The organism is Streptomyces sp. CNZ287 (assembly GCF_007827615.1).
Genome location: NZ_VISV01000010.1, coordinates 236351 through 259603 on the forward strand (window position 1 = coordinate 236351; position 23253 = coordinate 259603).

Below are 23253 nucleotides of genomic sequence, written 5' to 3' on the forward strand. Positions count from 1 at the left end.
TCCATCGTTGCGGGCTACTGGCGCGGGCGCCGCGGAGGTGCCGCGGCCTCCAGCGTAGCCCGGCGGAGTGGGCGGGCTCGCGGGAGGGGTGGAGGTGCGCCGGGGGCCGGGGCGTACGGGGGACCGGGCCGTACGGGTGGAGGTCAGGCCGTACGGGCCGCGTGGGGGCGTAGCAGGTGCTCCGGGGGGCGGGCCGGGCGGCGGCGGGGCGGGAAGACCTCCGCGGGGGTGGGCACCGGGCGGTGCGGGGACGCGGGCTGCCGGTCCGGGGGGTTCTCGCGGGGCGGGCGCTGCGGCTGCTCGCCGGGCTTCCCCGGCCGCCGGTCCGGGGCGGGCTCCGATTCCTCCGAGCCCCGCGCCGCCCGGCGGGCCCTGCCGCCGGGCAGGGCGCGCAGCGCGGGGCGCGGAAGGCCCGGGGACGGCACGGGCGGCGATTGCGGCGCCGAGGTGGCCGCCGGAGCCGTCGTGACCGCAGCCGCCGGCACCTGGGGAGCCGGCTCCTCCGGACGGCGGCGGGGCGGCACCTGGGCGGCCGTCAGCGCCTCGCAGCGCCGCAGCAGCCGCCGCCGGCGCTCCGCCACGCCCGAGTCCGCCGGCTCGTCGCACAGGACGCGCAGCGCGGCGATGTCCGCCTGCCCGGGTGCGTAGCCGGTGGCCAGCGCGTCGTGCAGCAGCTCCGCGTAGCCGGAGGCGCTGCCGGGGAGCGCGGCGCGGTAGCGGGCGAGGTCGGCGTTACGGAACAGGCGCATCCGGTCCGCCTCGGCCGCCGCCTCGTCCAACGCCGCGGCCAGCTCCGTGCAGTCCCGTACGACGGCGCCGCGCGGGACCGCCGGTGCGGCGGCAGGCTCCGTTCCGTCACCCCTTGCGGGCCTGGGCAGGCCCCAACTCGACTCGATGGCGATGGCCAGCGCGTCACGCACGACGCGGAGCTCGTCGGCGCTGAGCGCCACACCGCCTCGGGAACCGTATGGCGTAGGCATAATCCGACTTTAGGCCCTGAATAGGGCTCATGCCGCGAAGGCGCGCGGAAGGGGCTATCGCCGCGGCGCCGGCCGCTGCCGTGTACCGGTCAGGCGGTCGAGACGTTCCGCGCGTAGACCAGGCGGAGGCCGATCAGCGTCAGCCACGGCTCGTGCTCGTCGATCACCGAGGAGTCGGCGAGCATCATCGGCGCCAGCCCGCCGGTCGCGATGACGGTCACCTCGTCCGGGTCGTCGGCCAGCTCCGCCGCCATGCGGTTGACCACGCCGTCGACCTGTCCCGCGAACCCGTAGAGGATGCCGGACTGCATCGCCTCGACCGTATTCTTGCCGATCACCGACCGCGGCCGGGCCAGTTCGATCTTGCGCAACTGCGCGCCGCGTACGCCCAGTGCCTCCGTCGAGATCTCGATGCCCGGCGCGATGACCCCGCCGACGTACTCGCCGCGCTCGCTGACCGCGTCGAACGTCGTCGCCGTACCGAAGTCGACGACGATGGCCGGGCCGCCGTACAGCTCGGCCGCCGCCAGGGCGTTGATGATGCGGTCGGCGCCGACTTCCTTGGGGTTGTCCATGAGGACGGGGACGCCGGTCTTCACGCCCGGCTCGACGAGCACGGAGGGGACGTCGCCGTAGTAGCGGCGGGTGACCTCGCGCAGTTCGTGCAGCACCGAGGGGACGGTCGAGCAGATGGCGATCCCGTGGATGCCGTCGCCCAGCTCCTCGCCGAGCAGCGGGTGCATCCCCATCAGGCCCTGGAGCAGCACCGCGAGTTCGTCGGCGGTGCGGCGGGCGTCGGTGGAGATGCGCCAGTGCTCGACGATCTCCTCGCCGTCGAAGAGGCCGAGGACGGTGTGGGTGTTCCCGACGTCGATGGTGAGGAGCATCTAGCCGTCGCCCCCCTCGCGCAGGTCGAGGCCGATGTCGAGGATGGGGGTGGAGTGGGTGAGCGCCCCGACGGCCAGGTAGTCGACGCCCGTCTCCGCGTACGCGCGCGCGTTGTCGAGCGTCAGCCGCCCGGAGGACTCCAGCCGGGCGCGGCCGGCGACCAGCGCGACGGCCTCCTCGGTCTCCACGGGCGTGAAGTTGTCCAGCAGGATGAGGTCGGCGCCCGCGTCGACGGCCTCGCGCACCTGGTGCAGGGTGTCCGCCTCCACCTCCACGTCCAGGTCGGGGAACTCGGCCCGTACGAGCCGGAACGCCTCGGCCAGGCCGCCCGCCGCGACCACGTGGTTGTCCTTGACCAGCGCCGCGTCCGACAGCGACATGCGGTGGTTGACGCCGCCGCCGCAGCGCACCGCGTACTTCTCCAGCGCGCGCAGTCCCGGCGTCGTCTTGCGGGTGTCGCGGACCTTCGCGGCGGTGCCCTTGAGCGCGTCGGCCCAGGTGCGGGTGGAGGTGGCGATTCCGGACATGCGGCAAAGGAGGTTGAGTGCGCTGCGTTCGGCGGTGAGGAGGTCGCGGGTGCGGGTACGGACCGTCAGCAGCCGCTGTCCGGGCGCGACCAGGTCGCCGTCCTCCGCGTGCCGTTCGACCTCCATGTCGTCGGTGCAGACGACGGAGAGGACCGCCTCGGTGACGCGCAGGCCGGCGACCACGCCGGCCTCGCGGGCGGTGAAGTCGCCGGTGGCCACGGCGTCTTCGGGGACGGTGGCGACGGTCGTCACGTCCACGCCGTGGTCGAGGTCCTCCTCGACGGCGAGGTGGGCGACGTCCTCGACGTAGACGGGGTCGAGGCCCGCGTCGACGAGGAGCTGGGCCAGACCGGGGTCGAGGCCGCACTCCAGGGGGTCGTGGCCGTACGCCCCGTCGGCAGCACCGTCGCCTGCCCCGCAGCCGCAGGCGTCGCCGCAGCCCCCCGCGCCGGTGTCCGGGCCGCCGAGGGGCAGGAGCGTCAGCTCCACGGGCTGGGGTCGGTGGGGCTCTGGGGTGCTGCTCACGGGGTCTCCCGGTGGAAGGCGGTGCCGGCCGTGGTCCGGACGGCGAGTGCGGGGTGTGCGGGGTGTGCGGGGTCTTCGGGGCTCTCGGGGCTCTCGGGGCTCTCGGGGCTCTCGGGGCTCTCGGGGCGTACGGGATCGGAGGTGAGGGTGACGAGGAAGTGGCGGGCCCAGCGGGCGTCGTCGCGGTCGGCGTGATCCTCGCGCCAGTGCGAGCCGCGGGTCTCGGCGCGGCGCCTCGCGCACTCGACGAGGACCTGCGCGACGAGCAGCAGGTTGGTCGCCTCCCAGGTCTCCACGCACGGCGCCGCGGGCGCGGGGCGCGCGGTGTCGCGTATCGCGCCCAGTGCGGACGCGGCCCCGTCCAGGCTGGCGGCGGAGCGCAGGACGCCGGCGCCCGCGGTCATGACGCGCTGGATGTCCGCGCGCGCGTCCTGCGGCAGGAGGGGGATCTCCAGGGGCGGACGCTTCTCTTCCGGCGCGGCCGGTTCCGCCCGTACGGGCGCGGCCGCGACGTCCGCCGCGATGCGCTCGGCGAAGACCAGGCCCTCCAGGAGGGAGTTGGACGCCAGCCTGTTCGCGCCGTGCACGCCCGTGCAGGCCACCTCACCGCAGGCGTACAGGCCCGGGACGCTCGTGCGGCCGCGCAGGTCTGTGACGACGCCGCCGGAGGCGTAGTGGGCCGCGGGGGCGACCGGGACGAGGTCGTGGACCGGGTCGAAGCCGTGGGCGCGGCAGGCGGCGAAGATCGTCGGGAAGCGCTGCTTCCACATCTCCGCGCCGAAGTGCCGCCCGTCGAGGTACATGTGGTCGGCGCCCTGCTCGCGCATGCGCCGCGTGATGCCCTTCGCCACGATGTCGCGCGGCGCCAGCTCCGCCAGCTCGTGCTGCCCCACCATGAACCGCACGCCGCCGGCGTCGACGAGGTGGGCGCCCTCGCCCCGTACCGCCTCGGAGACCAGGGGCTGCTGGCCCTCGGCGTCCGGGCCCAGGAACATCACCGTCGGGTGGAACTGCACGAACTCCAGGTCCGACACCTCCGCGCCGGCGCGCAGCGCGAGCGCGACGCCGTCGCCGGTGGAGACCGCAGGGTTGGTGGTCGCGGAGAAGACCTGGCCCATGCCGCCGGTGGCGAGCACCACCGCGGGGGCGTGCACGGCGCCCACGCCGTCGCGCGCGCCCTCGCCCATGACGTGCAACGTGACGCCGGCGGCGCGCCCTTCCGCGTCCTTGATCAGATCGAGTACGAGCGCGTGCTCGACGGTCTCGATGCCCGCCTCGCGCACCGCCTGCACCAGCGCGCGGGAGACCTCCGCGCCGGTCGCGTCGCCGCCCGCGTGGGCGATGCGGCGGCGGTGGTGGCCGCCCTCGCGGGTCAGCTCGATCGCGCCGGTGGCGGGGTCGGTGTCGAAGGCGGCGCCGGTGGCGATGAGGCGGCGCACGGCGGCGGGGCCCTCGGTGACGAGGGTGCGTACGGCGTCCTCGTCGCACAGCCCGGCGCCCGCGACGAGGGTGTCGGCGAGGTGCTGCTCGGGGCTGTCGCCGTCGCCGAGGGCGGCGGCGATGCCGCCCTGGGCCCAGCGGGTGGAGCCGTCGTCGAAGTTGGCCTTGGTGACGACGGCGACCCGCAGGCCCGCCTCGGCGCAGCGCAGCGCGGCGGTGAGGCCGGCGACGCCGGAGCCGACCACGACGACGTCGGTGTCCAGCACCCAGCCGGGGGCGGGGGCGCCGAGCCGTATCGCGGTCATCTGGCACCCCCGAAGGTGAGGCGGATGTTGTCGATGAGGCGGGTGGTGCCGACCTTGGCGGCGACGGCGAGGACGGCCTCGCGGGCGGGGCCGTCCTTTCGTGGCGTGCCGTCCGGGTCCTGCGGCGTCCGTGGCCCGGCGTCCGTGACCGGGGTGAAGTCCGCGGGGTCCACCAGCGCGGCGTAGTCCAGCTCCAGCGGGGGCGTCAGCGCGCCCGCGTCGTGCAGCACGGACTCCGCCGCGGCCAGCGCTTCCCGCGGGGTGCCCGCCGCGCCCGCCGTTTCGCGCGCCGCGAACAGCGCGCGGGACAGCGCGAGCGCGGTGCGGCGCTCCGGCGCGGAGAGGTACACGTTGCGGCTGGACAGGGCGAGCCCGTCCGGCTCGCGTACGGTCGGCACGCCGAGGATCCGTACCGGGAAGTTCAGGTCGCGCACCATCCGCGTGATCAGGGCGAGTTGCTGGGCGTCCTTCTGCCCGTACAGCGCCACGTCCGGCCGGGTGAGATGGAGCAGTTTGGCGACGACGGTCAGCATGCCGTCGAAGTGCCCCGGGCGGAACGCGCCCTCCAGCCGCTCCCCCATCGGCCCGGCGCTGACGCGCACGTGCGGCTCGCCGCCCGGATAGACCTCGTCGGCGGACGGTGCGTAGACGACGTCCGCGCCCTCCTTGCCCGCGAGCAGGACGTCGGCGTCGAGGGTGCGGGGGTAGCGGTCCAGGTCCTCGCCGGGGCCGAACTGCAGCGGGTTGACGAAGACGGTGACCACGACCTGCCCGTGCGGGCCGACTTCCGCGCGGGCGGCGCGGACGAGGGCCGCGTGACCCTCATGAAGCGCGCCCATGGTCATCACCACGGCGCGCGCCGGGCGTTCGGGTGCGGCACCGGGCGCTTCCGGCGGCTCATGCGCCCCCGGCGGCTCCGGCAGTTCCGCGGCCTGGTGTACGAGCAGAGCGGTCATCGTCGCCGTCCCTCAGCGTCCTCCGTCGGAGAGGACCCCGAGCAGGTCCTCGGCCAGCTCCGGCTTGAGCAGCCCGCCCGCCAGCGCGCGGTCCGCCGTCGCCCGGGCCATCGCGACGTACGCCGGCACGGCCTGCGGGGCGTGCACGCGCAACTCCGCGATGTGCGCCGCCACGGTGCCCGCGTCGCCGCGCGCGACCGGCCCGGTGAGCGCGGCGTCGCCGCTGCGCAGCGCGTTGTCGAGGGCGGCGCCGAGCAGCGGGCCCAGCATCCGGTCGGGGGCCCCGACGCCGGCCCTGGCCAGCAGCTCCATCGACTGCGCGACCAGCGTGACGAGATGGTTGGCGCCGATGGCGAGCGCCGCGTGGTACAGCGGCCTGGCCGCCTCCTCCACCCACTCCGGCTCCCCGCCCATCTCCACGACCAGAGCCTCTGCCGCCATACGCAGCTCGCCCGGCGCGGTGACGCCGAAGGAGCAGCCGGCGAGGCGCTGGACGTCGACGGCGGTGCCGGTGAACGTCATCGCGGGGTGCAGCGCGAGCGGCAGCCCGCCCGCGCGGGTGGCGGGCTCCAGCACCGCGGCACCGTACCGTCCGGAGGTGTGCACGAGCAGTTGCCCGGGCCGTACGGCGCCGGTGCCCGCCAGGCCCTCGACGAGGCCGGGCAGCACGTCGTCGGGCACCGTGAGCAGCACGAGGTCGGCGCGGGCCAGCACCTCGGCGGGCTCGGTGACGGGCACGTCGGGCAGCAGTTCCTCGACCCGCCTGCGGGCGCCGTCGGAGACGGCGTGCACGGCGACGGGGCGGTGGCCCGCCAGCGCGAGCGCGGCGGCGAGCGGCGGGCCGACCCGGCCGGCGCCGACCACGCCGACGGCGAGCCGGGCGGGCTTCTCCTGCGGCTCGGGGGTGGGGCTGGGGTTCACGTCGCCTTCCGTTCCAGTCCGCTTCGGGTACCGGACGTACGGGTTCATGGTACTTGCGGCCGGGGCGGCTGCCGGTGTGTGTCTGAGCACGCTGTACGGGCACGAGTGCGTCCTGCACGCGTACGCGCGCAGGCGGGGCGGCCCGTGTCCCTCCGCGCGCGTGCCGCCCCGCGCGGAGGGGCGGCCAATGCGTAAACCCGGTGTGGCGGGGGCACGGCGGCGGGCATGATCTGGGCCCATGACGGACGCGGACGACCTCATGACCCGCAGGCGCGCGACGTGGGCGGCGGCCGAGCACACCCTCTCGGCCTCCCTCCCCACCATCGCCGCACGCCTGGCCCGCCTCGCCACCGCCAGGCCCGGCGGCGTCGACCTCGGCCAGCAGGTCGACGTCTACGCCGGCGGGATCGTCGGCGAGCTGGAGGAGCGCACGGCGGAGCTGCTCGGCTGCGAGGACGCGGCGTTCTTCCCCACCGGCACCATGGCGCAGCAGGTCGCGCTGCGCTGCTGGGCGGAGCGCACCGGCAGCCGCGTCGTCGCCTCGCACCCGCTGGCCCACCTGGAGGTGCACGAGCGGTCGGCGTACGCGGTGGTCACCGGGCTGCGCGCCGTGCACCCCACGCGCGCGCCGCGGGCCGCGACGGCGGCGGAGGTACGGGCGCTGGGCGAGCCCTTCGGCACGCTCATGCTGGAGCTGCCGATGCGCGAGCCGGGATTCGTGCTCCCGGAGTGGGAGGAGCTGGAGGAGGTCGTCGCGGCGGCGCGGGAGCGGGAGGCGGTCGTCCACTTCGACGGCGCCCGGCTGTGGGAGTGCACGACGCACCTCGGGCGCGGGCTGGCGGAGATCGCGGGGCTCGCGGACAGCGTGTACGTCTCGTACTACAAGTCGCTGGGCGGGCTGTCAGGCGCGGCGCTGGCGGGCCCGGCGGGGTTCGTGGAGGAGGCGCGGGCGTGGCGGCACCGGTACGGCGGCCAGGTGTTCCAGCAGTGGCCGGCGGCGCTGGCCGCGCTGGAGGGGCTGCAGCGGGAGCTGCCGCGGCTGCCGTCGTACGTGGCGCACGCGCGCGTCGTCGCGGAGGCGCTGCGGGAGGGGTTCGCCAGGGCTGGGGTGCCGTTCTTCCGCGTGCATCCCGCGGTGCCGCACACGCACCAGTTCCAGGTCTGGCTGCCGTACGGGGCGGAGGCTCTGATGGACGCGGGGACGGCGCTGGCGGCGGAGACCGGGACGTGCCTGTTCCGGGTGTGGACGGAGCCGGGGGACCCGCCGGGGTTGTCCGTGACGGAAGTCACGGTGACGGAGCCGGGGCTGGCGTGGTCGGCGGAGGACGTGGCACGGGAGGCGGGGGCGCTGGTGGAGCGGGTGCGGGGCCCGCGGCCCCCGGCGCTGTCAGTCCCGTACCCGACCATGGATTCATGAGCGTCACCCTCGACATCACCGGCCTGGCCGTCGAGCGCATCGGCTTCACTCCCTCCCCGCTCGCCGAGCTGGGCGCCGCTCTGCACGCGCTCGCCGCGCCCGGGCACCACCCGGGGGCGGCCGAGTGGACGACCGCGACCGCCGCGGCGCTCGACCCCGGGCTCGCGGACCGGCTGAGCGAGGGGGAGTTCCTGTGGAGCGCCGGGCGGGCCGACATCCTGCTGCCCGCCGCGCCGGAAGCCACCCTCGCCGAGGAGCTGGACGCGCTCGACCGGATACCGGACGACATGTTCGTGACCGCCGCGTTCGAGATCGTCTGCAACCCGGCGTACCAGTACGGCAGCCCTTCGCCGCACACCGACCCGGTCGTCCGCCGGATCGCCATCGAGCGCGCGGCCGCCCGCGGCCCGCGGCAGGCGGCGTTCGTGGAGCGGATGCTCGCCGACCCCGACGGGCTGCGGGTGTGGCTGCGGCGGCTCTTCGAGGACTGCGCGGAGGCGTTCTTCGACGAGACGTGGGAGCAGGTGCGCCACTCGCTGGCCGCGGACGCCCGGCACAAGACGGACCTGCTGCGGCGCAAGGGCCTGGCGGCGACGCTGGCGGACGTGTCGAGCGCGCTCCGGCTCGACGAGGGCGAGGACGGCTCCGTCCGGATCGTCGCGGACAAGCTGAGCAACGGCGGCGCGGTCGCGAGCGAGAGCGTGACCTTCCTGCCGACGGCGTTCGGCTGGCCGCACGTGCTCGTGGTGTACGCGCCGGGCTGGCAGCCGGTGATCCAGTACCCGATACCGTCGCCGGACCTGCCCCGGGCGCCGACGCTGGAGACGCTGCAACTGCGGCTCGAAGCGCTCGCGCACCCGGTGCGGCTCCGGCTCTGCCGCACGATCTCGCGGACGCCGACGACGACGGGCGAGCTGGCCGCCGTGCATCAGTTGACGGCTCCGGAGGTCTCCCGGCACCTGGCGGTGCTGAAGAGGGCCGGGCTGGTCGTCACGCGGCGCCGCGGGCGGTACGTGCAGTACGAACTGTCGCTGCCCGCGGTCGCCCGCCTGGGCGGGTCGCTGCTGGAGGGCCTGCTGCGCTGAGACGGGGCGGCGCCGCGTCGCGCACGGCCTTCCGCACGCCGGACGGCTCGAGGCCGCCCGTACCGGCGGGCCGGCGGTGCCTGCGGCGTGCCCGTACGCCCGCGGCGGGCCTCCGTACGCCGTCAGCCTCCGGCCCGTACCAGACCCGTCTCGTAGGCCAGGACCACCGCCTGCACCCTGTCCCGCAGCTCCAGCTTCGTGAGGATCCGCCCCACATGTTCTTCACCGTCGCCTCCGACAGCACCAGTTGCGCCGCGATCTCCCCGTTCGACAACCCCTGCGCGATCAACAGCAGCACCTCGCGCTCCCGGCCCGTCAGCCGCTTCAGCTCCGGGTGCGCCCGCTCCCCCGCCGGGGCGGGCATCACGGCGGTGAACCGGTCGATGAGCCGCCGCGTCGTGCTCGGCGCGACGACCGCGTCGCCGCTGTGCACGGCCCGGATCGCGCTCAGCAGGTCGCCGGGCGGCACGTCCTTGAGCATGAAGCCCGACGCCCCGGCCTGCAACGCGGAGAAGGCGTACTCGTCCAGGTCGAAGGTGGTCAGGATCAGCACCTTCGGCGGCGCCTCCGCCGGCTTGTCCGCGCAGATGCGCCGCGTCGCCTCGACGCCGTCGAGGCGCGGCATGCGTACGTCCATGAGCACGACGTCCACCTTCGTCACGGCGAGGAGCTGCACCGCCTCGTCGCCGTCCCCTGCCTCCGCGACGACGTCCATGTCGGGCTGGGCGGCCAGCACCATCCGGAAGCCGGTGCGCAGCAGCGCCTGGTCGTCCACGAGCATGACCCGGATCGTCACGTGAGTCCCTTCTCTCTCCTCGGGGCGGCGTGGGCCGCCCCGGGTTCCCGCGGCCGGTCAGGCGGCCGTCTTCAGCGGCAGCACCGCACGTACCCGGAAGCCGCCGCCGGGCCGCGGCCCCGCGTCCAGCTCGCCGCCGGTCATCCCCACGCGCTCGCGCATGCCGATGAGCCCGTGGCCCTGGCCGTCGGCGCCGCCCTCCTCGTACAGCTCGGGCAGCGAGCCGCGGCCGTCGTCCTCGACCAGCACCTGCAGTTCGCCCTCCGCGTACGTCAGCCGCACCGCGGCGCCCGCCTCGGGGCCGCCGTGCTTGCGGGTGTTGGTCAGCGCCTCCTGCACGATGCGGTATGCCGCAAGCTCGATGCTGCTCGGCAGCTCCCGCGGCGAGCCGGCTACTTCGAACGAGACCGTGAGCCCCGCGCCGCGTACCTGCTCGACCAGCTCCGCCAGTTGCTCCACGCCGGGCTGCGGCACGTACTCGCTGCCCGCGCCCGGGTCGCCGGTGCGCAGCACGCCGAGCAGCCGGCGCATCTCCGCCAGCGCCTGCCGGCCGGTGCCGGAGATCGTCGTGAGCGCCTCCTTGGCCTGCTGCGGCGCGCTGTCCAGCACGTACGCGGCGCCGTCGGCCTGCACGACCATGACGGAGACGTTGTGCGCCACCACGTCGTGCAGCTCGCGGGCTATCCGCGCCCGCTCGGCCGCGACCGCGATCCGCGACTGCGTCTCCCGCTCCCGCTCCAGGCGGGCGGCCCGTTCCTCAAGCTGCGCGTAGTAGGCGCGGCGGGTGCGCAGCGAGTCGCCGAGCACCCAGGCGAGCAGGAACGGGACCGTCAGAAAGGCGAGGCCGACGGTCTGCTGGACGAAGTTCTCGCTGGCGGCCGGCCACCGCAGTTGGTTGACCACGGGCGCGACGGCGGCGCCGATGAGCGCCAGCCGCGACGCCCACGGCACGTCGCCCGCGGCGACGGTGAAGATGACGACGAGCATGGCGAAGTTCGCCGGGCCGGGACTCGAATCCACCACGACCTGCACGACGCCGAGCCCGCCGGCGACGAGCAGCATGCGCTCGGGACAGCGGCGGCGCAGGGCGACGACGACGGCGTAGCCGATGCCGATGACCAGCGCGATCGTCTTCGCGACGTCGGTGAGAGGGGCGTGCTCGTTGTCCTCGGGTGCCGTGTCCACGGCGATCAGCCAGGCACCGGTCATCAGGACGAGGCAGACAGCCCAGAAGCTGTCGACCAGCGTCGGATGACGGCGGAGGAAATCGTAGACACGTTGCACGTCACCCAGCGTAGGCACGCGCGCGTAAGCGGGAGTCAGTCCGCGGGGCGATCCCTGGCTCATGCATCTACTCCGCAGGGTGGAGGATGCGCCTGTGGAGAACGGTGGGACGGGCGGACGGGGCGCGGGCGCGGAGGCGGGGGCTGGGCCTGGGGCGGGCTCACAGGCGGGTCCGGAGCCTGGCCCGGAGACGGCATCCGGTGGGGGCTCGGGCGTGGGTGGCCGGCTGCGCTGGCGGGAGGCCATGCTGCGGGCGCTGTACGGGCCGGAGGGCTTCTACCGCCGGGGCGGGCCCGGCACCGGGGCCGCGGCGCACTTCCGTACCTCGGTGCACGCCTCGCCGCTGTTCGCGGCGGCGGTGGCGGAGCTGGTGCGGCGGACGGCGGTCGCACTGGGGCGGCCGGCGGAGCTGGACGTGGTGGACGTCGGTGCGGGGCGGGGAGAGCTGCTGACGGGGGTGCTGGCGGCGTACGAGGGACCCGGGCGGCTGCGGGCGTACGCGGTGGAGGTCGGCCCGCCGCCGGAGGAGCCGGACGGGCGGATCACGTGGCTGGCACGGCCGCCGGAGGGGGTGCGGGGGCTGCTGTTCGCCAACGAGTGGCTGGACAACGTGCCGGTGGAGGTCGCGGAGACGGACGGGCAGGGTGTGCCGCGGTACGTGGAGGTCGCGGCGGACGGCACGGAGCGGCTGGGCGCGGAGGTCCGCGGCGCGGATGCGGAGTGGCTGCGCCGCTGGTGGCCGCTGGCGGGTGCGCCGCCGGGCAGCCGCGCGGAGATCGGCGCCCCGCGCGACGCGGCGTGGTCGGCGGCGCTCACGACGCTCACCGCCGGCCTGGCGCTGACCGCGGACTACGCCCACACCCGGGCCGCCCGCCCTCCGTACGGCACGCTGACGGCGTTCCGCGACGGCCAGGAGGTGAGGCCGGTCCCGGACGGAAGCTGCGACGTGACGGCGCACGTGGCCCTGGACGCGGTGGCCGCCGCGGCGCCGGAGCGGGGCGGACCGGCGTTGCTCATGTCACAGCGGGAGGCGCTGCGGGGGCTCGGGCTCGACGGGAGCCGGCCGCCGCTGGCGCTCGCGAGGACCGACCCGGCCGGCTACCTGCGGCGGCTCGCCACCGCGGGTCAGGCGGCCGAGCTCCTCGACCCCGCCGGGCTCGGGGGCTTCACGTGGCTGGCCCACCACGTGGGCATCGCCCCGGTCCTCCCCTGACACCGCGGGCCCCGTACGGGCCGCGCAGCGGCGTCGCGCGGCCGGTACGGGACCCGCAGCGCCCGCACCCGTGCTGCCGCTCCCCCCACCCCCGCCGGCGCGCCTCAGAGCTGCGGCAGCGAGTCCAGTTCCACCTCCGCCCGCGCGACCGCGCGCGCGTCCGCGTCGATCGACCGCCGCAGCGCCTCGTGCAGGCTCGCCGGCGTCAGGACGCCCGCGAAGCGGCCCGTCTGCTCGTCGTCCACCACAGCGATCCACCCGGCGTCGTACTGCAGCATCGTCGCGAACGCCTTCTTCAGGCTCGCCCCCAGCGGCAGCCAGGCGTCCATCCGCCGCGCGTAGTCGGACACCGCGCCGCCCTTGGCGATCTCGTCGGCCGCGACCCACCCGTGCAGCTCGCCCTCGCCGTCCAGCACGACCGCCCACCGCGCGCCACCGTCCCGTAGCGCCGCCGCGGCACCGCGCGCGTCGTCGTCGAGCCGGACCACCGGCGGCTGCTCCAGGTCTCCGAGCTCTATCTCGGTGACCGACAGCCGTTTCAGGCCCCGGTCGGCCCCGACGAAGTCGGCCACGTACGGGGTCGCGGGTGCGCCCAGGACGGCCGCCGGCGAGTCGAGCTGCTCGATCTTCCCGTTCCCGAAGACCGCGATGCGGTCGCCGAGGCGTACCGCCTCCTCGATGTCGTGTGTGACGAAAAGCACGGTCTTCCGCATGCGCGCCTGCAGCTTGAGGAACTCGTTCTGCAGGTGCTCGCGCACCACCGGGTCCACCGCCCCGAACGGCTCGTCCATCAGCAGTACCGGCGGGTCCGCCGCCAGCGCCCGCGCCACGCCGACGCGCTGGCGCTGGCCACCGGAGAGCTGGTCGGGATAGCGCCGGCCGTGCTCGTGCGGGTCGAGGCCGACCAGCTCCAGCAGCTCGGCCGCCCGCTTCAGCCGTTTGTCGCGCGGCGTGCCCAGCAAATGGGGCACGGTGGCCGTGTTGTCGAGGACGTTCTTGTGCGGAAAAAGGCCGACGTTCTGGATGCAGTAGCCGATGTGGCGGCGCAGCTCGACCGGGTCGGCGGCCATGACGTCCTGCCCGTCGACCTCGATACGGCCGCTGGTGGGCTCGATGAGCCGGTTGACCATCTTCAGGGTGGTGGTTTTGCCGCAGCCGGACGGGCCGACAAGCGTCACCAGCTCGCCCTCGGCGACGTCGAACGACAAGTCGTCCACCGCGGTAATCCCATCGGGGTACCGCTTGGTCACGTGCTCGAATCGGATCATGTTTCCTCATTCTGCCCCGCCCTCCCGCTTCCGGTGTCAGTGGCGGGGGGTCTAATAGAGCTGCCTACGGGAAGGAGCGGTGGCGTGAAAGCCTCCGGCTGCCTGGCAGCGAACGAGTGGATCTGCGGTGAATACGTCCGCAGCCGCAGCGACGAGCTCGTCGACGCCACGGTCCAGCACGTCTGGATCACGCTGGCGTCGGTCGGGATCGGCCTGCTGGTTTCCTTCCCGCTGGCCCTGATCGCCCGCCGCTGGCGAGTGCTCACGGGCCCCGTGCTCGGCCTGACGACGGTGCTGTACACGATTCCGTCGCTCGCGATGTTCTCCCTGCTGGTCCCGATCATGGGCATCTCGGCGTCCGTGGTCGTCACCGGCCTCGTGCTCTATTCGCTGACGATCCTCATCCGCAATCTCCTGGCCGGCCTCGATTCCGTGCCGGCGGAGACGCGGGAGGCGGCCCGCGGGATGGGGTACGGGCAGACGCGCCTGCTCTTCGCCGTCGAGCTGCCGCTCGCGCTGCCCGCCGTCATGGCCGGGCTGCGGATGGCGACGGTGTCGACGATCGCGATGACGACGGTCGGCGGCATCATCGGCTACGGCGGCCTGGGCAACCTGATCGTCGACGGCATGCGCACCCTCTTCAAGGCACAGGTGCTGACGGCGTCGGTGCTGTGCGTGCTGCTCGCCGTGCTGGCGGACCTGCTGATCCTGGGCTTGCAGCGGCTGCTGACGCCGTGGACGCGGGCGCAGCGGCGCGGCGGGGGCGGCGGCAGATTCCGCGCGAGGACCGCAGGGCGGCAGAAGGAGACGGCCTGATGGGCACCATTGCGGACGCGTGGACGTGGCTGACCACGGGGTCGAACTGGTCGGGCCCGACCGGCATCGGCGTGCGGCTGGGCGAGCATCTGTACCTGACGGGCATGTCGCTGGCGATCGCCTGCGCCATCGCGCTGCCGATCGCGTTCTGGCTGGGCCACGTCGGCAAGGGCGGCACCCTCGCGATCAACATCTCGAACGTCGGCCGTGCCGTGCCCACGCTGGCGGTGCTCGGCCTGCTCATGCTCACCCCGCTGCGGATGCACGGCGACTGGCCGACGGTCATCGCCCTGGTGCTCTTCGCGGTGCCGCCGTTGCTGACGAACGCGTACGTGGGCATCCGCGAGGCCGACCGGGACGTGGTGGAGGCGGCGCGGGGCATGGGCATGTCCGCGCCGCAGTTGCTGGGCCGGGTCGAGCTGCCGCTGGGCTATCCGCTGGTGATGACCGGCCTGCGGTCGGCGACGGTGCAGGTCGTCGCGACCGCCACGCTGGCGGCCATCGCGGGCGGCGGCGGCCTCGGCCGGATCATCACCGCGGGCTTCCGGACGTACAACACCCCGATGGTGGTCGCCGGGGCCTTCCTGGTGGCGGTGCTGGCCCTGGTCCTGGAGGTCGTGCTCGCCGTCGCCGGGCGGCTCCTCGATCCGATGCGCGGCCGCCACGACGGCCGCCGCGGCCGCGGACGGCGGACGCCGGGGGACGACCTGGCAGCGCCGGGGACGGAAGGGGCGGACGTACCGCCGGGGGAACAGAAGCCCGCGCCGGCGTCGCTGTAGGGTTCGGCGTCATGTCGTGCGCAGCGCCGCGCCGTGTCCCGTGACGCCGGCGTGCGGATAACGCCGGCATTCTCCTCCGGAAAGAACCAACCGAATCACACGTAGTCCCACACCCCTCGGGCAGAGCGATGCCACGAATGTCAACTCCCAACGGATGGAGAATCCCTTGATCACCAATCGCGTTCGCGCCCGCGCCGCCGCCTCGGTGCTGGCCGCCGCCGCCCTCACCGCGGGGCTCGCGGCCTGCGGCGGCGACAGCCTGGAGGAAAAGGGCGGCACGGACTCCCCGGACGACGACAAGTCATCCCTGGTGGTGGGCCAGGCCGGGTTCACGGTCTCGACGGTGACCGCCGAGCTCTACGCGGCGATGCTGAAGGACGCCGGTTACGACGTCACGATAAAGAAGCTGGAGAACCGCGAGCTCTACGAGCCGGAGCTGGAGAAGGGCAGCATCGACGTCTTCCCGGAGTACGCCGCGACCCTCGCCGAGTTCCTGAACGCGAAGGAGAACGGCGTAGAGGCTCCGGAGAAGAACCCCGTCGCGTCGAACGACGCCGACGAAACGGTGACCGCCCTGCGCGAACTCGCCGAGCCCCGCGGCCTCAAGGTACTCGAAGCCGGCGACGCCCTCGACCAGAACGCCTTCGCCGTCTCCAAGGACTTCGCCGCGGAGAACGACCTCAAGACCCTCAGCGACCTCGGCAAGACCGGCGACGGCATCCGCCTCGCGGCTGGCGACGAGTGCCCGGAGCGCCCGTTCTGCGAGCCGGGCCTGGAGAACACGTACGACATCGACATCACCAAGATCGACCCCCTGGGCGTCGGCACCCCGGCGGCCAAGCAGTCGGTCCAGGACGGCACGAACCAGCTCGTCCTGACGACCACCACGGACGCCACGCTGGACGACTTCGACCTGGTGCTCCTGGAGGACGACAAGGGCCTGCAGAACGCGGACAACATCCTCCCGGTCGTCAACGCCAAGGAGGCGGGCACGAAGGAGATCGCCGCCACGCTGGACAAGCTCACGCAGGTGCTCACGACGGAGGACCTGATCGAGCTGAACCGCAAGGTGGACGCGGAGCGGATGAAGCCGGCCGACGCGGCGCAGGAGTACCTGGAGGCCAAGAACCTCATCGGCTCGTAAGGCTCGTAAGGCAACGCGTAGACGGCTCGCAAGGCGAGCCCTCCCGCCGGGCCGGGGCAGACCGGCCCGGCGGGACCCACGGATATGTCCGCGGAACGGGCAACCGATCCGGCCCGGGCGGCAACCAACTCACGCGCGCAGCACGCACTGCCCACCACCCGGGAGTTGGTCGACCATGGCGCCAGGCAAGCCCCGCAGCATCCACGGTCCCTCGCACGCCCGCCGCAGGCGCAGGGCCACGCTCACCGCCGCCTGCCTGACGGCACTCGGCGCGATGGCCGCCACACTGACGGTCCAGAGCAGCGCGCATGGCGAGGAGCCCGCGCCCGCACCGCTGGCCTGCGGGGACGGTTCGTACCACGCGGAAGCGGTGAAGAGCGGCAGCACGTGGACCGCCCGCCGCGGCGGTTCCGTCGTCTACACCGGCGACGACATGCTGTCGGCCATGAGCGCCGCCGTCGGCAGCCTCACCCCGGGTCGTACGTCCAAGGAGCGGGTCGTCGTCCGCGGCTCCGGCACGATGAGCGCCAACGCCCGCCTCTCCCTCCCCAGCCACACCGCCCTCGACGTCTGCGGCACCATCGACGTCACGGGCTCCGGCTCCGGCGACCGCGCGCCCGTCTACGCCCGCGGCGTCACGGACGTCGAGGTCCAGCACCTCAACGTCACGGGCGCCCCGCTCTACGGCATCTTCATGCGCAACGTCACGGACGTCACCCTCGGCCAGATCGACATGCGCCTGTCCGCGGGCCTCGGCATCCGCATCGACAACCACGGCGACACCAGCGTTCCCGCCCGCAACATCGACATCGGCGACGTCTACGTCTCCGGCACGAGCACCCACGCCGTCGAGACATACGGCGTCGACGACCTCACTGTCGGCACGGTCACCGCCCGCGATGTCGGCGGGTCCGGCCTGTTACTCAACGACACCACCAACGCAACCATCGGCACAGTCGACGCCGTCGACGCGGGCACGGGCACCGGTTACGCCGCCTTCCGCATGGCCAACCGCAACGGCCGCATCGGCGACAGCTACGGCACCAACATCCGCGTCGGCCAGGTCATCGCCCGCGGCGGTGGCCGCGGCGTCTTCTGCGTCTCCGAGAGCGGCGGCGCGGTCATCGACCGCGTCGACATCGCGGACACCGGCAACAACGCGATCCTGCTGGAGAACTGCTACAACGTCACCATCGCCGGCCAGAGCGGTTCCGTAGCCGGCCCCGGGGACATCCGTATCGCGGCCCGCTCGGAGTTCGCGAACTCCCGGGACATCACGCTGCAGAACCTGACGGTGACGAACTCCGCCATCAACGAGAGCCCGTGCGCCGACAACCTGACCGTGCGCAACGTCCAGTTGGTCAACTCCCGCCAGAACACCTGCTGACGGCAGCGCCTACTCCTGGGGCGGGGAGAAGCTGACGGTCTGCAGAACGGCGGCGGTCATGTCACAGAACTCGCCCCAGTAGTCCATTGCCACCGTGTCGACCGTGAAGACGCTGATGTACGGCCCGGTGGGAAAGGGGACATGAACCTGGATCTGTCCGGCACGGAGCTTGCTCTCCTGCGAGTCGGCCGCCAGCTCCGCGGGCAGGGTGAACTCCCGCAAGGTCATGCAGGACACCGCCGGGCCGCACGGTAGATCCACCCACCGCACGTCGTTGGCCGGATCCCGGACGAGGACTTCCCGTACGCCGTTGGCTGCGGCCTCGACGGAAGGATGCCCACTCTCCCACGCACCCACGTGGAACGCACAGTGCGCGATTCCACCCTCGTCACGCGCGAACAACCCCAGAGCCGAATACGCCAGCCCGCAACTCCCCATCAGCTCCCCCATCCCGGCGTAGTACGGCGCGGTGGAGGCCCAGAGGGTGTCGTCACCGTTGGGGAGGAGTTCCCGGACAAACTCACCTGCGAGGTCGGCGCGTTCTTCGGCGGTAGCGGCGATGGGCAGGGGGTGGAAGCCGTCCGGGACGGTGAACCAGACGGGAGGAATGCCGTCGGAGGCGGGGGGAGTCGTAGGCATATAGCACCGATTCAGTCGAGGTCACCGGGCTGCAATGTGGGATGTCCACCTTCCGGGCTCATCAAGTGGATGCCGTATCCCGCAATACCGTTGACTGGTTCTGCGGGTTCGGACCAGGTCTCGAACAGGAGGTTGCCGCTCGGTCGCCGGGTGACAATGCCGTAGGGGTTCAGGCGGCCTGATCCACCGGATTTGCGGTCAGACTCAGCACGAGCCGCCAGGTAGGCGTGGATGGCGTTCCGCTGAGGTGAAGTGAGCTGATCGAGCGGAACGAGGGTGGAGGAGAGGTGCCGAAGGATGCGGCCCAAGGCGTTCTCGCTGTACGAGTGGAGGCGGCACCACGAGTCGTCCGTGAACGTGATCGTAAAATTCCGATGGCCCTGACTGAACTTCTTGCGCTCCGCCCGGGCGATGAACGGCCGGTCCATCTCACACAGGGATTCATCGCGGGAGGGGTCGTCGTCGGGAAAGCCCACCACTACGAGGCGCACATCGGTGATGATCAAGTGGGTCCGGTACTTCGCCGGGCGGCGCGCGGGGTCGAGTTGCCAGGGAAGGGTCCTGGCAATCCCACCCTGTTGCGCCCAGATGACGGGGAAGTCGTCGACCTCGTTCTCCGGGTCCTCGCTCTTGCCGCGAATCCTGGGTTCACCGAACGGGGACCCCAGGGCCCCGAGGGCGCTGGCGGCCAGGACGACCAGAGTGTGGCCGAAGACGCCCGCCTTCCTGGCCGTACTCCGGACGTTCCGGTCCGCCCGGCTGCGGACGGTGTACGTCGGTCCCTCAGGCCAACCGGGCAACTCATGCTGAATGTCGCGGCGCTCGGTGTCGCGGAACCACCGCATACCGGAGACCGGCGCCGCCATGCCCGTAGCGAACTCCACCGGCCCGCGGCTGAGTAAGGTCTCACCCCGCCGGGGCTCCCACACTGCCATGATTCACCCTCTCCTCAACCGCCGAAAGCAGCCTCAAAGCGATCACCGATGTTTACGTCAACGCCCAGGTGTTGCGGAATGGTCACCAACTTCGGCGACATCTTCAGCCCGGAGTCGAGCATCCGGCCGCCCACGGAGAGCGGATCGACGGCCAGCCTGTCAGGTCCGTAACTGAGGGTTCTGGTGCCCAACCACTGGCCTTTCCAGGTCGCCGCCTCCGCAATGCCAAGCATGCGGTTCTGCAGACCACCTGCCCTGGACGTCACGATCCCCACTTCCTTACGCCCCCACAGCGCCACGTTTTTGCCGAACGGACTCCTCTGCACACCGCCTATGACTCTGCCGGCCTCATCACCGAAGGAGACGAAGTTGCGGACTTTTACCGCATCCCCGGCGTAGTTCGCTCCGAGTTGCGCAGCGCGTGTTTGCGCCGCCGTGGCGTCGGCCACCTTCGCGCCCTTCGAGAACGCCCCGATACCGGGCAGCACACCCAAGACGTCCAGGCCGATGGTCGTCCAGCTCACATCGGCGCCCGCCGCCTTGGCGATTCCGTGCGTGGCCAGCGTGAGCCCTCCCGTGATCAGCGCGGCCGTCGCGAAGGCCGCGCCGATTCCGAAGGGGGCGGTGACGATGGCGAGCACCGCGAGTGCGGCGGTGACGTAGCTGAGGACGTCGCCGATCGCCTTGATCAGGTCCGCGTGGTCCTGGACCCAGTCGAGGGTGTCGCCCAGCACGTCCGATACACCACTGGCTATCCGGTCGAACAGCCCCGGCTCGTCGGGGGCTATGTCCCCGGCGCTGTCCAGCTCCCGGGAGATCGACCACGCCTCGGTGAAGTAGCGGTCCTTCAGCTCCTCGGCCCGGCGGCGTACCTCGTCCAGCGCGTCACCGGCCTCCTCGGCGGCCTTCTCCCGCTTGTCCTGCTGCTTCTTCTGCGCGTCGGACGCCTTCTCGTCATCCGACGCACCCGGGAACGGCGCCGCCTTCCCAGCGTCCAGGAGCCGCTGCGCGTCGCCCAGTGCCTCCTGCTTCCGGCGCGCTTCGCGCTCCAGCGCGCGTGCCTCGTCCTGGAACCGGTCCATCTTCTCGGACCAGCGCCGCAGCGCCGTCGCCGCCTTCTCGAAGGAGGTGTGCGCCCGCTTGATGTCGGGGGTGACCTTGTCGGCTACGTGGTCGGAGAAGGCGTTCGCGGCCTTGCCCTTCCACACTCCCTGGTCGAGGCGTTCCAGCTCCTTGGCGGTGGTGCCCAGCTCTCCGGCGAGCCGGCCGATGGAGCGGGCCAGGTATTTGGTGCTGTGCGCGTCACCGGGCGCCGGGTCGAAGCCGAGGGCGGGGTAGTCCTTGTCGGCCACGTCAGCGCCCCTTGGGCTGGAGAGCAGCTTCCAGTTCCTTTTCCAGCCCGTCGAAGTCTCTGGCGATCTTCGTCAGCATCTTGGCGGCCCCGTCGGCGTGCTCCCCGAGCTGCCCGATGCCGTACTCCCACGATTCGGCGAAGTCCCGCAGCTCACGGATGAGCATCCAGGCACCGACGACGTCGGTGTCGGTGCCCTTCATCGACCGGGCGGCGTAGTCCAGGCGTTTGGCCATGGTCGTGAACGTGTGAAAAAGGTCTTCAAGAACGTCACCCTTGATCTTTAAGTCTGCCATCAGGGTCCTTCCGATGGGTCGACGGCGTACCCGGCCGCGGAAGTGGTCCGTCCGGTGCGACGCTAGCGAACGGCGAAGTCGTCGCACCACCCCAAACCTCCGTCAGGTATTGCCTACTGAGGCAACGATGGAATTTCATGGCAAGACCGACGTCAGGCCAGGCGAGATTCTGGCCGCTATGCTCGCGTCTCCCGTGACAGCGGAATCGCTGCGTGTTGCGCTGCGGCTGAACCACGTCGGCTCGGCCTCAGGAATTCGCGCCGACTGCACGCGGTCAGCCGGTCAGCGGACGACTGACTGGATCTCCTTGACGGTCACGTCTTGAGTACTGCCGAAGGTGCCGGAGGGCAGATCCGTGGGCTCGGGGTTGTGGGTTCCGGTCCAGCTCACGTCCCACGTGACGGTGCCTTGGAACGCGTACGGCCCTGTGGCCTCGGAAGACCGGAGATACTGCACGCCGCAGGGCGGTGACCCCTCGGCTCCGGCCGGCCTTCTCTGGCCGACGCTGCCGTCATCGTTGAGGGGGCATTCGCCGGACTCAGGGAAGGTGAGGGCATCTTCGGTGCCGGGGTCCACGTGCAGACTGCCGGGCGTGGCGGTGGTGGTGGCCGAGATACCGAGCACGTTGACTGACGCGGTGACGGACACCGGCTGGAAGGAAGCGTCGTCCAAGGACACCCAGGTAGGGAGGTTCACCACCTGCCTGTCATGGCCGGGTTGAAGAGTCGGCGTGGCTTCAGGGATGCGGATCTGCTCGTAGGCGAGCTGAGCGAGGATCTCGGGGTTGATGGTGTTCTCAATCTCAGCGGGCGGGTCATCCCCGGTGTCCACCCAGAAGGGTGTCCCGACACACTCGGAGGCTGCGGGAGTGTCGGCCTGATCCGGGTCCGTGTAGACACCCCACCAGAAACCCTCACCATTCTTCTCTACATTGAACGGCCCGTGTTCTCCGTTCACGTACTTGTCCCTCATCGCCTCCGCGTTACCCGCATCATGCTGCGGGCTCATGTCGATTCCTCCGTCGAACCTCGTTTGCGCTGCCTCCTCAGCCGTCCATTTTGGCGCGTACCAGCATGCAGGAGGAGTCCAGTCTCCAATGGGGCTGAGAGAGCCGGTTTCCCCTTCTCCGCTGCTCTGACTGTGCTTAATCTCGATCTCGATCTCGGCTCCGGCGGTTGCGGAAACAGCTCCGTCCCCGGTGTCACCCTTCGCGACCGTGTTTCCTCCACGGCTGCCACCAGCCGCTCGCCCATCCCTCTGTGCATGACTTTCAGTAACAGTCAATGCGCAAGCGAATACCGCTAACACTACAGCCGGCAGGGCAAATTTCACTCCTCGCACTGCTTCGCCCCCCGCGTCGAGACCACATTCACCGTCCGCCAGACGCTCTCGGTATCCTTCTCCAGGCGTGTGTTGTACAGGACATACGCACTTGCCCCCCCTGAGGAATCCTCGATCGGTTTGCCGGTGTCTGCATTTGTAATATAGGAATCACTCTCGTCGGAGCAATAGATGACGACCGCAGCTCCGTCATCGCGGAAACTCACGTGCTGATCAAAGTAACGTGTGGTGCCCGCCCACGCATGCCCCTTGTCCAGATAGCCCTTGATGTATTCCATAGAAGACATGAGGGCGTTCCCGGAGTTGTAGAAGTCCAACGCCTCGGTATCCGTCGATCCGCGCAGGATCGCTTCATCTACAGAGTCGACCGAAGCCGCACTGTCCGCCAGAACCGCATCCTTCTCCGGGTCGCCGGTCTCCCAGTCCTCAAAGACGTTCTTCGCGCCGTCCGGCAGCTTGATCTCCGGTCTCCCCGCGGCCGGGCCGCTCGGCGACGAGGTCGGGGTGGCCGAATCGGCGCCCTTGATCTTGTCGTCCGCGTTCGAATCGTCGTCGCTGCCGCCGCAGGCGGTCAGGAGCAGGCTCAGCACGGCAACGGCTGCTGCGGCGGTGGGGAGGTGGCGGCGCTTCACGTCGGCTCCGGGGGGATCGGGATCTCTGTGGGAGCGACGCTACCGGAGGTTGATTCAGTCACACCACCGTCGACTTTCCGTCAGGCATTGCCTCTTCCGGCAATGAATGGAATTTCAATAGCTGCTCGCTCCAAGCAAGCCAACGCCCCCTGCCTGGCCGGCCCCCGTCACTCGGTGAGTCGAGCATGCGGTCGGTCTCGGATGAGTCCGCCCCGACGGTCCCATTCTCTCCGTCGGATTCGTCCCTCAGGGGCATTCACCAGATTTGGGGAACGGGTGGAATTCCATTGGCGCTCTCGCCCGATCGTGGTGCCCGTGATCGCCAGGG

Annotated in this window: 21 protein-coding genes and 1 pseudogene; 7 read left to right on the plus strand and 15 right to left on the minus strand. The window is 72.0% G+C overall.

Features of this window, described 5'->3' with window-relative positions:
- Positions 1 to 143 precede the first annotated feature (143 nt).
- The 6 genes from FB457_RS19950 to FB457_RS19975 all read right to left on the minus strand — a co-directional run bounded on the left by FB457_RS19950 (position 144) and on the right by FB457_RS19975 (position 6542).
- Complete coding sequence (locus tag FB457_RS19950; RefSeq protein WP_486589080.1) at positions 144 to 980, minus strand: hypothetical protein; 837 nt, start codon at positions 978 to 980, stop codon at positions 144 to 146.
- A gap of 89 nt (positions 981 to 1069) precedes the next feature.
- Positions 1070 to 1867 (minus strand): type III pantothenate kinase, encoded by a 798-nt coding sequence (locus tag FB457_RS19955; protein WP_047017125.1) that lies wholly within the window; start codon positions 1865 to 1867, stop codon positions 1070 to 1072.
- Positions 1868 to 2884 carry a carboxylating nicotinate-nucleotide diphosphorylase gene (gene nadC, locus FB457_RS19960; RefSeq protein WP_047017124.1) on the minus strand — a complete coding sequence of 339 codons (1017 nt, stop codon included), beginning with the start codon at positions 2882 to 2884 and terminating at the stop codon, positions 1868 to 1870. It abuts the gene before it with no gap.
- A 32-nt stretch (positions 2885 to 2916) separates the two neighbouring features.
- Entirely contained in the window at positions 2917 to 4665 is a 1749-nt protein-coding gene (locus FB457_RS19965; protein WP_145782630.1) for an L-aspartate oxidase, read from the minus strand.
- Positions 4662 to 5621, minus strand: coding sequence for a pantoate--beta-alanine ligase (panC, locus tag FB457_RS19970; RefSeq protein WP_186462011.1), 960 nt, complete (start codon positions 5619 to 5621; stop codon positions 4662 to 4664). Before panC ends, FB457_RS19965 begins: the two co-directional genes overlap by 4 nt.
- A 12-nt stretch (positions 5622 to 5633) precedes the next feature.
- Positions 5634 to 6542 carry a Rossmann-like and DUF2520 domain-containing protein gene (locus FB457_RS19975; RefSeq protein ID WP_047017122.1) on the minus strand — a complete coding sequence of 303 codons (909 nt, stop codon included), beginning with the start codon at positions 6540 to 6542 and terminating at the stop codon, positions 5634 to 5636.
- Positions 6543 to 6780: 238 nt separating this feature from the next.
- On the opposite strand from FB457_RS19975, the gene FB457_RS19980 reads away from it, so the two are divergent.
- Positions 6781 to 7959 carry a threonine aldolase family protein gene (locus tag FB457_RS19980; protein ID WP_047017121.1) on the plus strand — a complete coding sequence of 393 codons (1179 nt, stop codon included), beginning with the start codon at positions 6781 to 6783 and terminating at the stop codon, positions 7957 to 7959.
- On the plus strand, positions 7956 to 9044 hold the full coding sequence (locus tag FB457_RS19985; RefSeq protein ID WP_047017120.1) for a DUF5937 family protein: 1089 nt from the start codon (positions 7956 to 7958) through the stop codon (positions 9042 to 9044). Before FB457_RS19980 ends, FB457_RS19985 begins: the two co-directional genes overlap by 4 nt.
- Positions 9045 to 9166: 122 nt before the next feature.
- On the opposite strand, the pseudogene FB457_RS19990 reads toward FB457_RS19985, so the two are convergent.
- Positions 9167 to 9840 (minus strand): annotated as a pseudogene (locus tag FB457_RS19990) (response regulator).
- 57 nt (positions 9841 to 9897) lie between these two features.
- Positions 9898 to 11124: a sensor histidine kinase gene (locus tag FB457_RS19995; RefSeq protein WP_107086229.1), complete on the minus strand. Its 1227-nt coding sequence runs from the start codon at positions 11122 to 11124 to the stop codon at positions 9898 to 9900.
- A gap of 94 nt (positions 11125 to 11218) precedes the next feature.
- On the opposite strand from FB457_RS19995, the gene FB457_RS20000 reads away from it, so the two are divergent.
- Positions 11219 to 12337, plus strand: coding sequence for an SAM-dependent methyltransferase (locus FB457_RS20000; protein ID WP_145782632.1), 1119 nt, complete (start codon positions 11219 to 11221; stop codon positions 12335 to 12337).
- Between the two features lie 104 nt (positions 12338 to 12441).
- On the opposite strand, the gene FB457_RS20005 is transcribed toward FB457_RS20000, so the two are convergent.
- Positions 12442 to 13605, minus strand: a complete 1164-nt coding sequence (locus tag FB457_RS20005; RefSeq protein ID WP_047017117.1) for an ABC transporter ATP-binding protein — start codon at positions 13603 to 13605, stop codon at positions 12442 to 12444.
- Positions 13606 to 13689: 84 nt separating this feature from the next.
- Between FB457_RS20005 and FB457_RS20010 the strand changes: the two genes are divergently transcribed.
- From FB457_RS20010 to FB457_RS20025, 4 genes are all read left to right on the plus strand, one after another.
- Positions 13690 to 14421 carry an ABC transporter permease gene (locus FB457_RS20010; protein ID WP_047017116.1) on the plus strand — a complete coding sequence of 244 codons (732 nt, stop codon included), beginning with the start codon at positions 13690 to 13692 and terminating at the stop codon, positions 14419 to 14421.
- A complete protein-coding gene (locus FB457_RS20015; RefSeq protein WP_047017115.1) occupies positions 14421 to 15200 on the plus strand; it encodes an ABC transporter permease in 780 nt (259 codons plus the stop codon). The genes FB457_RS20010 and FB457_RS20015 overlap by 1 nt, the downstream gene beginning before the upstream one ends.
- Positions 15201 to 15405: 205 nt before the next feature.
- Positions 15406 to 16344: an ABC transporter substrate-binding protein gene (locus tag FB457_RS20020; RefSeq protein WP_047020187.1), complete on the plus strand. Its 939-nt coding sequence runs from the start codon at positions 15406 to 15408 to the stop codon at positions 16342 to 16344.
- Positions 16345 to 16519: 175 nt separating this feature from the next.
- Positions 16520 to 17731 (plus strand): hypothetical protein, encoded by a 1212-nt coding sequence (locus FB457_RS20025; RefSeq protein WP_078898363.1) that lies wholly within the window; start codon positions 16520 to 16522, stop codon positions 17729 to 17731.
- A gap of 9 nt (positions 17732 to 17740) precedes the next feature.
- On the opposite strand, the gene FB457_RS20030 is transcribed toward FB457_RS20025, so the two are convergent.
- The 6 genes from FB457_RS20030 to FB457_RS20055 form a co-directional block, all read right to left on the minus strand.
- Positions 17741 to 18370 carry a hypothetical protein gene (locus tag FB457_RS20030; protein ID WP_047017113.1) on the minus strand — a complete coding sequence of 210 codons (630 nt, stop codon included), beginning with the start codon at positions 18368 to 18370 and terminating at the stop codon, positions 17741 to 17743.
- Between the two features lie 11 nt (positions 18371 to 18381).
- Positions 18382 to 19305, minus strand: coding sequence for a hypothetical protein (locus FB457_RS20035; RefSeq protein WP_145782635.1), 924 nt, complete (start codon positions 19303 to 19305; stop codon positions 18382 to 18384).
- Positions 19306 to 19319: 14 nt separating this feature from the next.
- Positions 19320 to 20657 (minus strand): putative T7SS-secreted protein, encoded by a 1338-nt coding sequence (locus FB457_RS20040; RefSeq protein WP_047017112.1) that lies wholly within the window; start codon positions 20655 to 20657, stop codon positions 19320 to 19322.
- A 1-nt stretch (position 20658) separates the two neighbouring features.
- Entirely contained in the window at positions 20659 to 20892 is a 234-nt protein-coding gene (locus FB457_RS20045; RefSeq protein ID WP_052770627.1) for a hypothetical protein, read from the minus strand.
- A 342-nt stretch (positions 20893 to 21234) separates the two neighbouring features.
- A complete protein-coding gene (locus FB457_RS20050) occupies positions 21235 to 21960 on the minus strand; it encodes a hypothetical protein (RefSeq protein ID WP_486589081.1) in 726 nt (241 codons plus the stop codon).
- Between the two features lie 320 nt (positions 21961 to 22280).
- Positions 22281 to 22925, minus strand: coding sequence for a hypothetical protein (locus tag FB457_RS20055; RefSeq protein ID WP_145782640.1), 645 nt, complete (start codon positions 22923 to 22925; stop codon positions 22281 to 22283).
- Between the last annotated feature and the right edge of the window lie 328 nt (positions 22926 to 23253).

Bases quoted from the DNA above. Each gene is read 5' to 3' on its own strand.
- FB457_RS19950 (WP_486589080.1), bottom strand. From the start codon at position 980: ATGCCTACGCCATACGGTTCCCGAGGCGGTGTGGCGCTCAGCGCCGAC.
- FB457_RS19955 (WP_047017125.1), bottom strand. From the start codon at position 1,867: ATGCTCCTCACCATCGACGTCGGGAACACCCACACCGTCCTCGGCCTC.
- FB457_RS19965 (WP_145782630.1), bottom strand. From the start codon at position 4,665: ATGACCGCGATACGGCTCGGCGCCCCCGCCCCCGGCTGGGTGCTGGAC.
- panC (WP_186462011.1), bottom strand. From the start codon at position 5,621: ATGACCGCTCTGCTCGTACACCAGGCCGCGGAACTGCCGGAGCCGCCG.
- FB457_RS19980 (WP_047017121.1), top strand. From the start codon at position 6,781: ATGACGGACGCGGACGACCTCATGACCCGCAGGCGCGCGACGTGGGCG.
- FB457_RS19985 (WP_047017120.1), top strand. From the start codon at position 7,956: ATGAGCGTCACCCTCGACATCACCGGCCTGGCCGTCGAGCGCATCGGC.
- FB457_RS20005 (WP_047017117.1), bottom strand. From the start codon at position 13,605: ATGATCCGATTCGAGCACGTGACCAAGCGGTACCCCGATGGGATTACC.
- FB457_RS20015 (WP_047017115.1), top strand. From the start codon at position 14,421: ATGGGCACCATTGCGGACGCGTGGACGTGGCTGACCACGGGGTCGAAC.
- FB457_RS20025 (WP_078898363.1), top strand. From the start codon at position 16,520: ATGGCGCCAGGCAAGCCCCGCAGCATCCACGGTCCCTCGCACGCCCGC.
- FB457_RS20030 (WP_047017113.1), bottom strand. From the start codon at position 18,370: ATGCCTACGACTCCCCCCGCCTCCGACGGCATTCCTCCCGTCTGGTTC.
- FB457_RS20035 (WP_145782635.1), bottom strand. From the start codon at position 19,305: ATGGCAGTGTGGGAGCCCCGGCGGGGTGAGACCTTACTCAGCCGCGGG.
- FB457_RS20045 (WP_052770627.1), bottom strand. From the start codon at position 20,892: ATGGCCAAACGCCTGGACTACGCCGCCCGGTCGATGAAGGGCACCGAC.
- FB457_RS20050 (WP_486589081.1), bottom strand. From the start codon at position 21,960: ATGAGCCCGCAGCATGATGCGGGTAACGCGGAGGCGATGAGGGACAAG.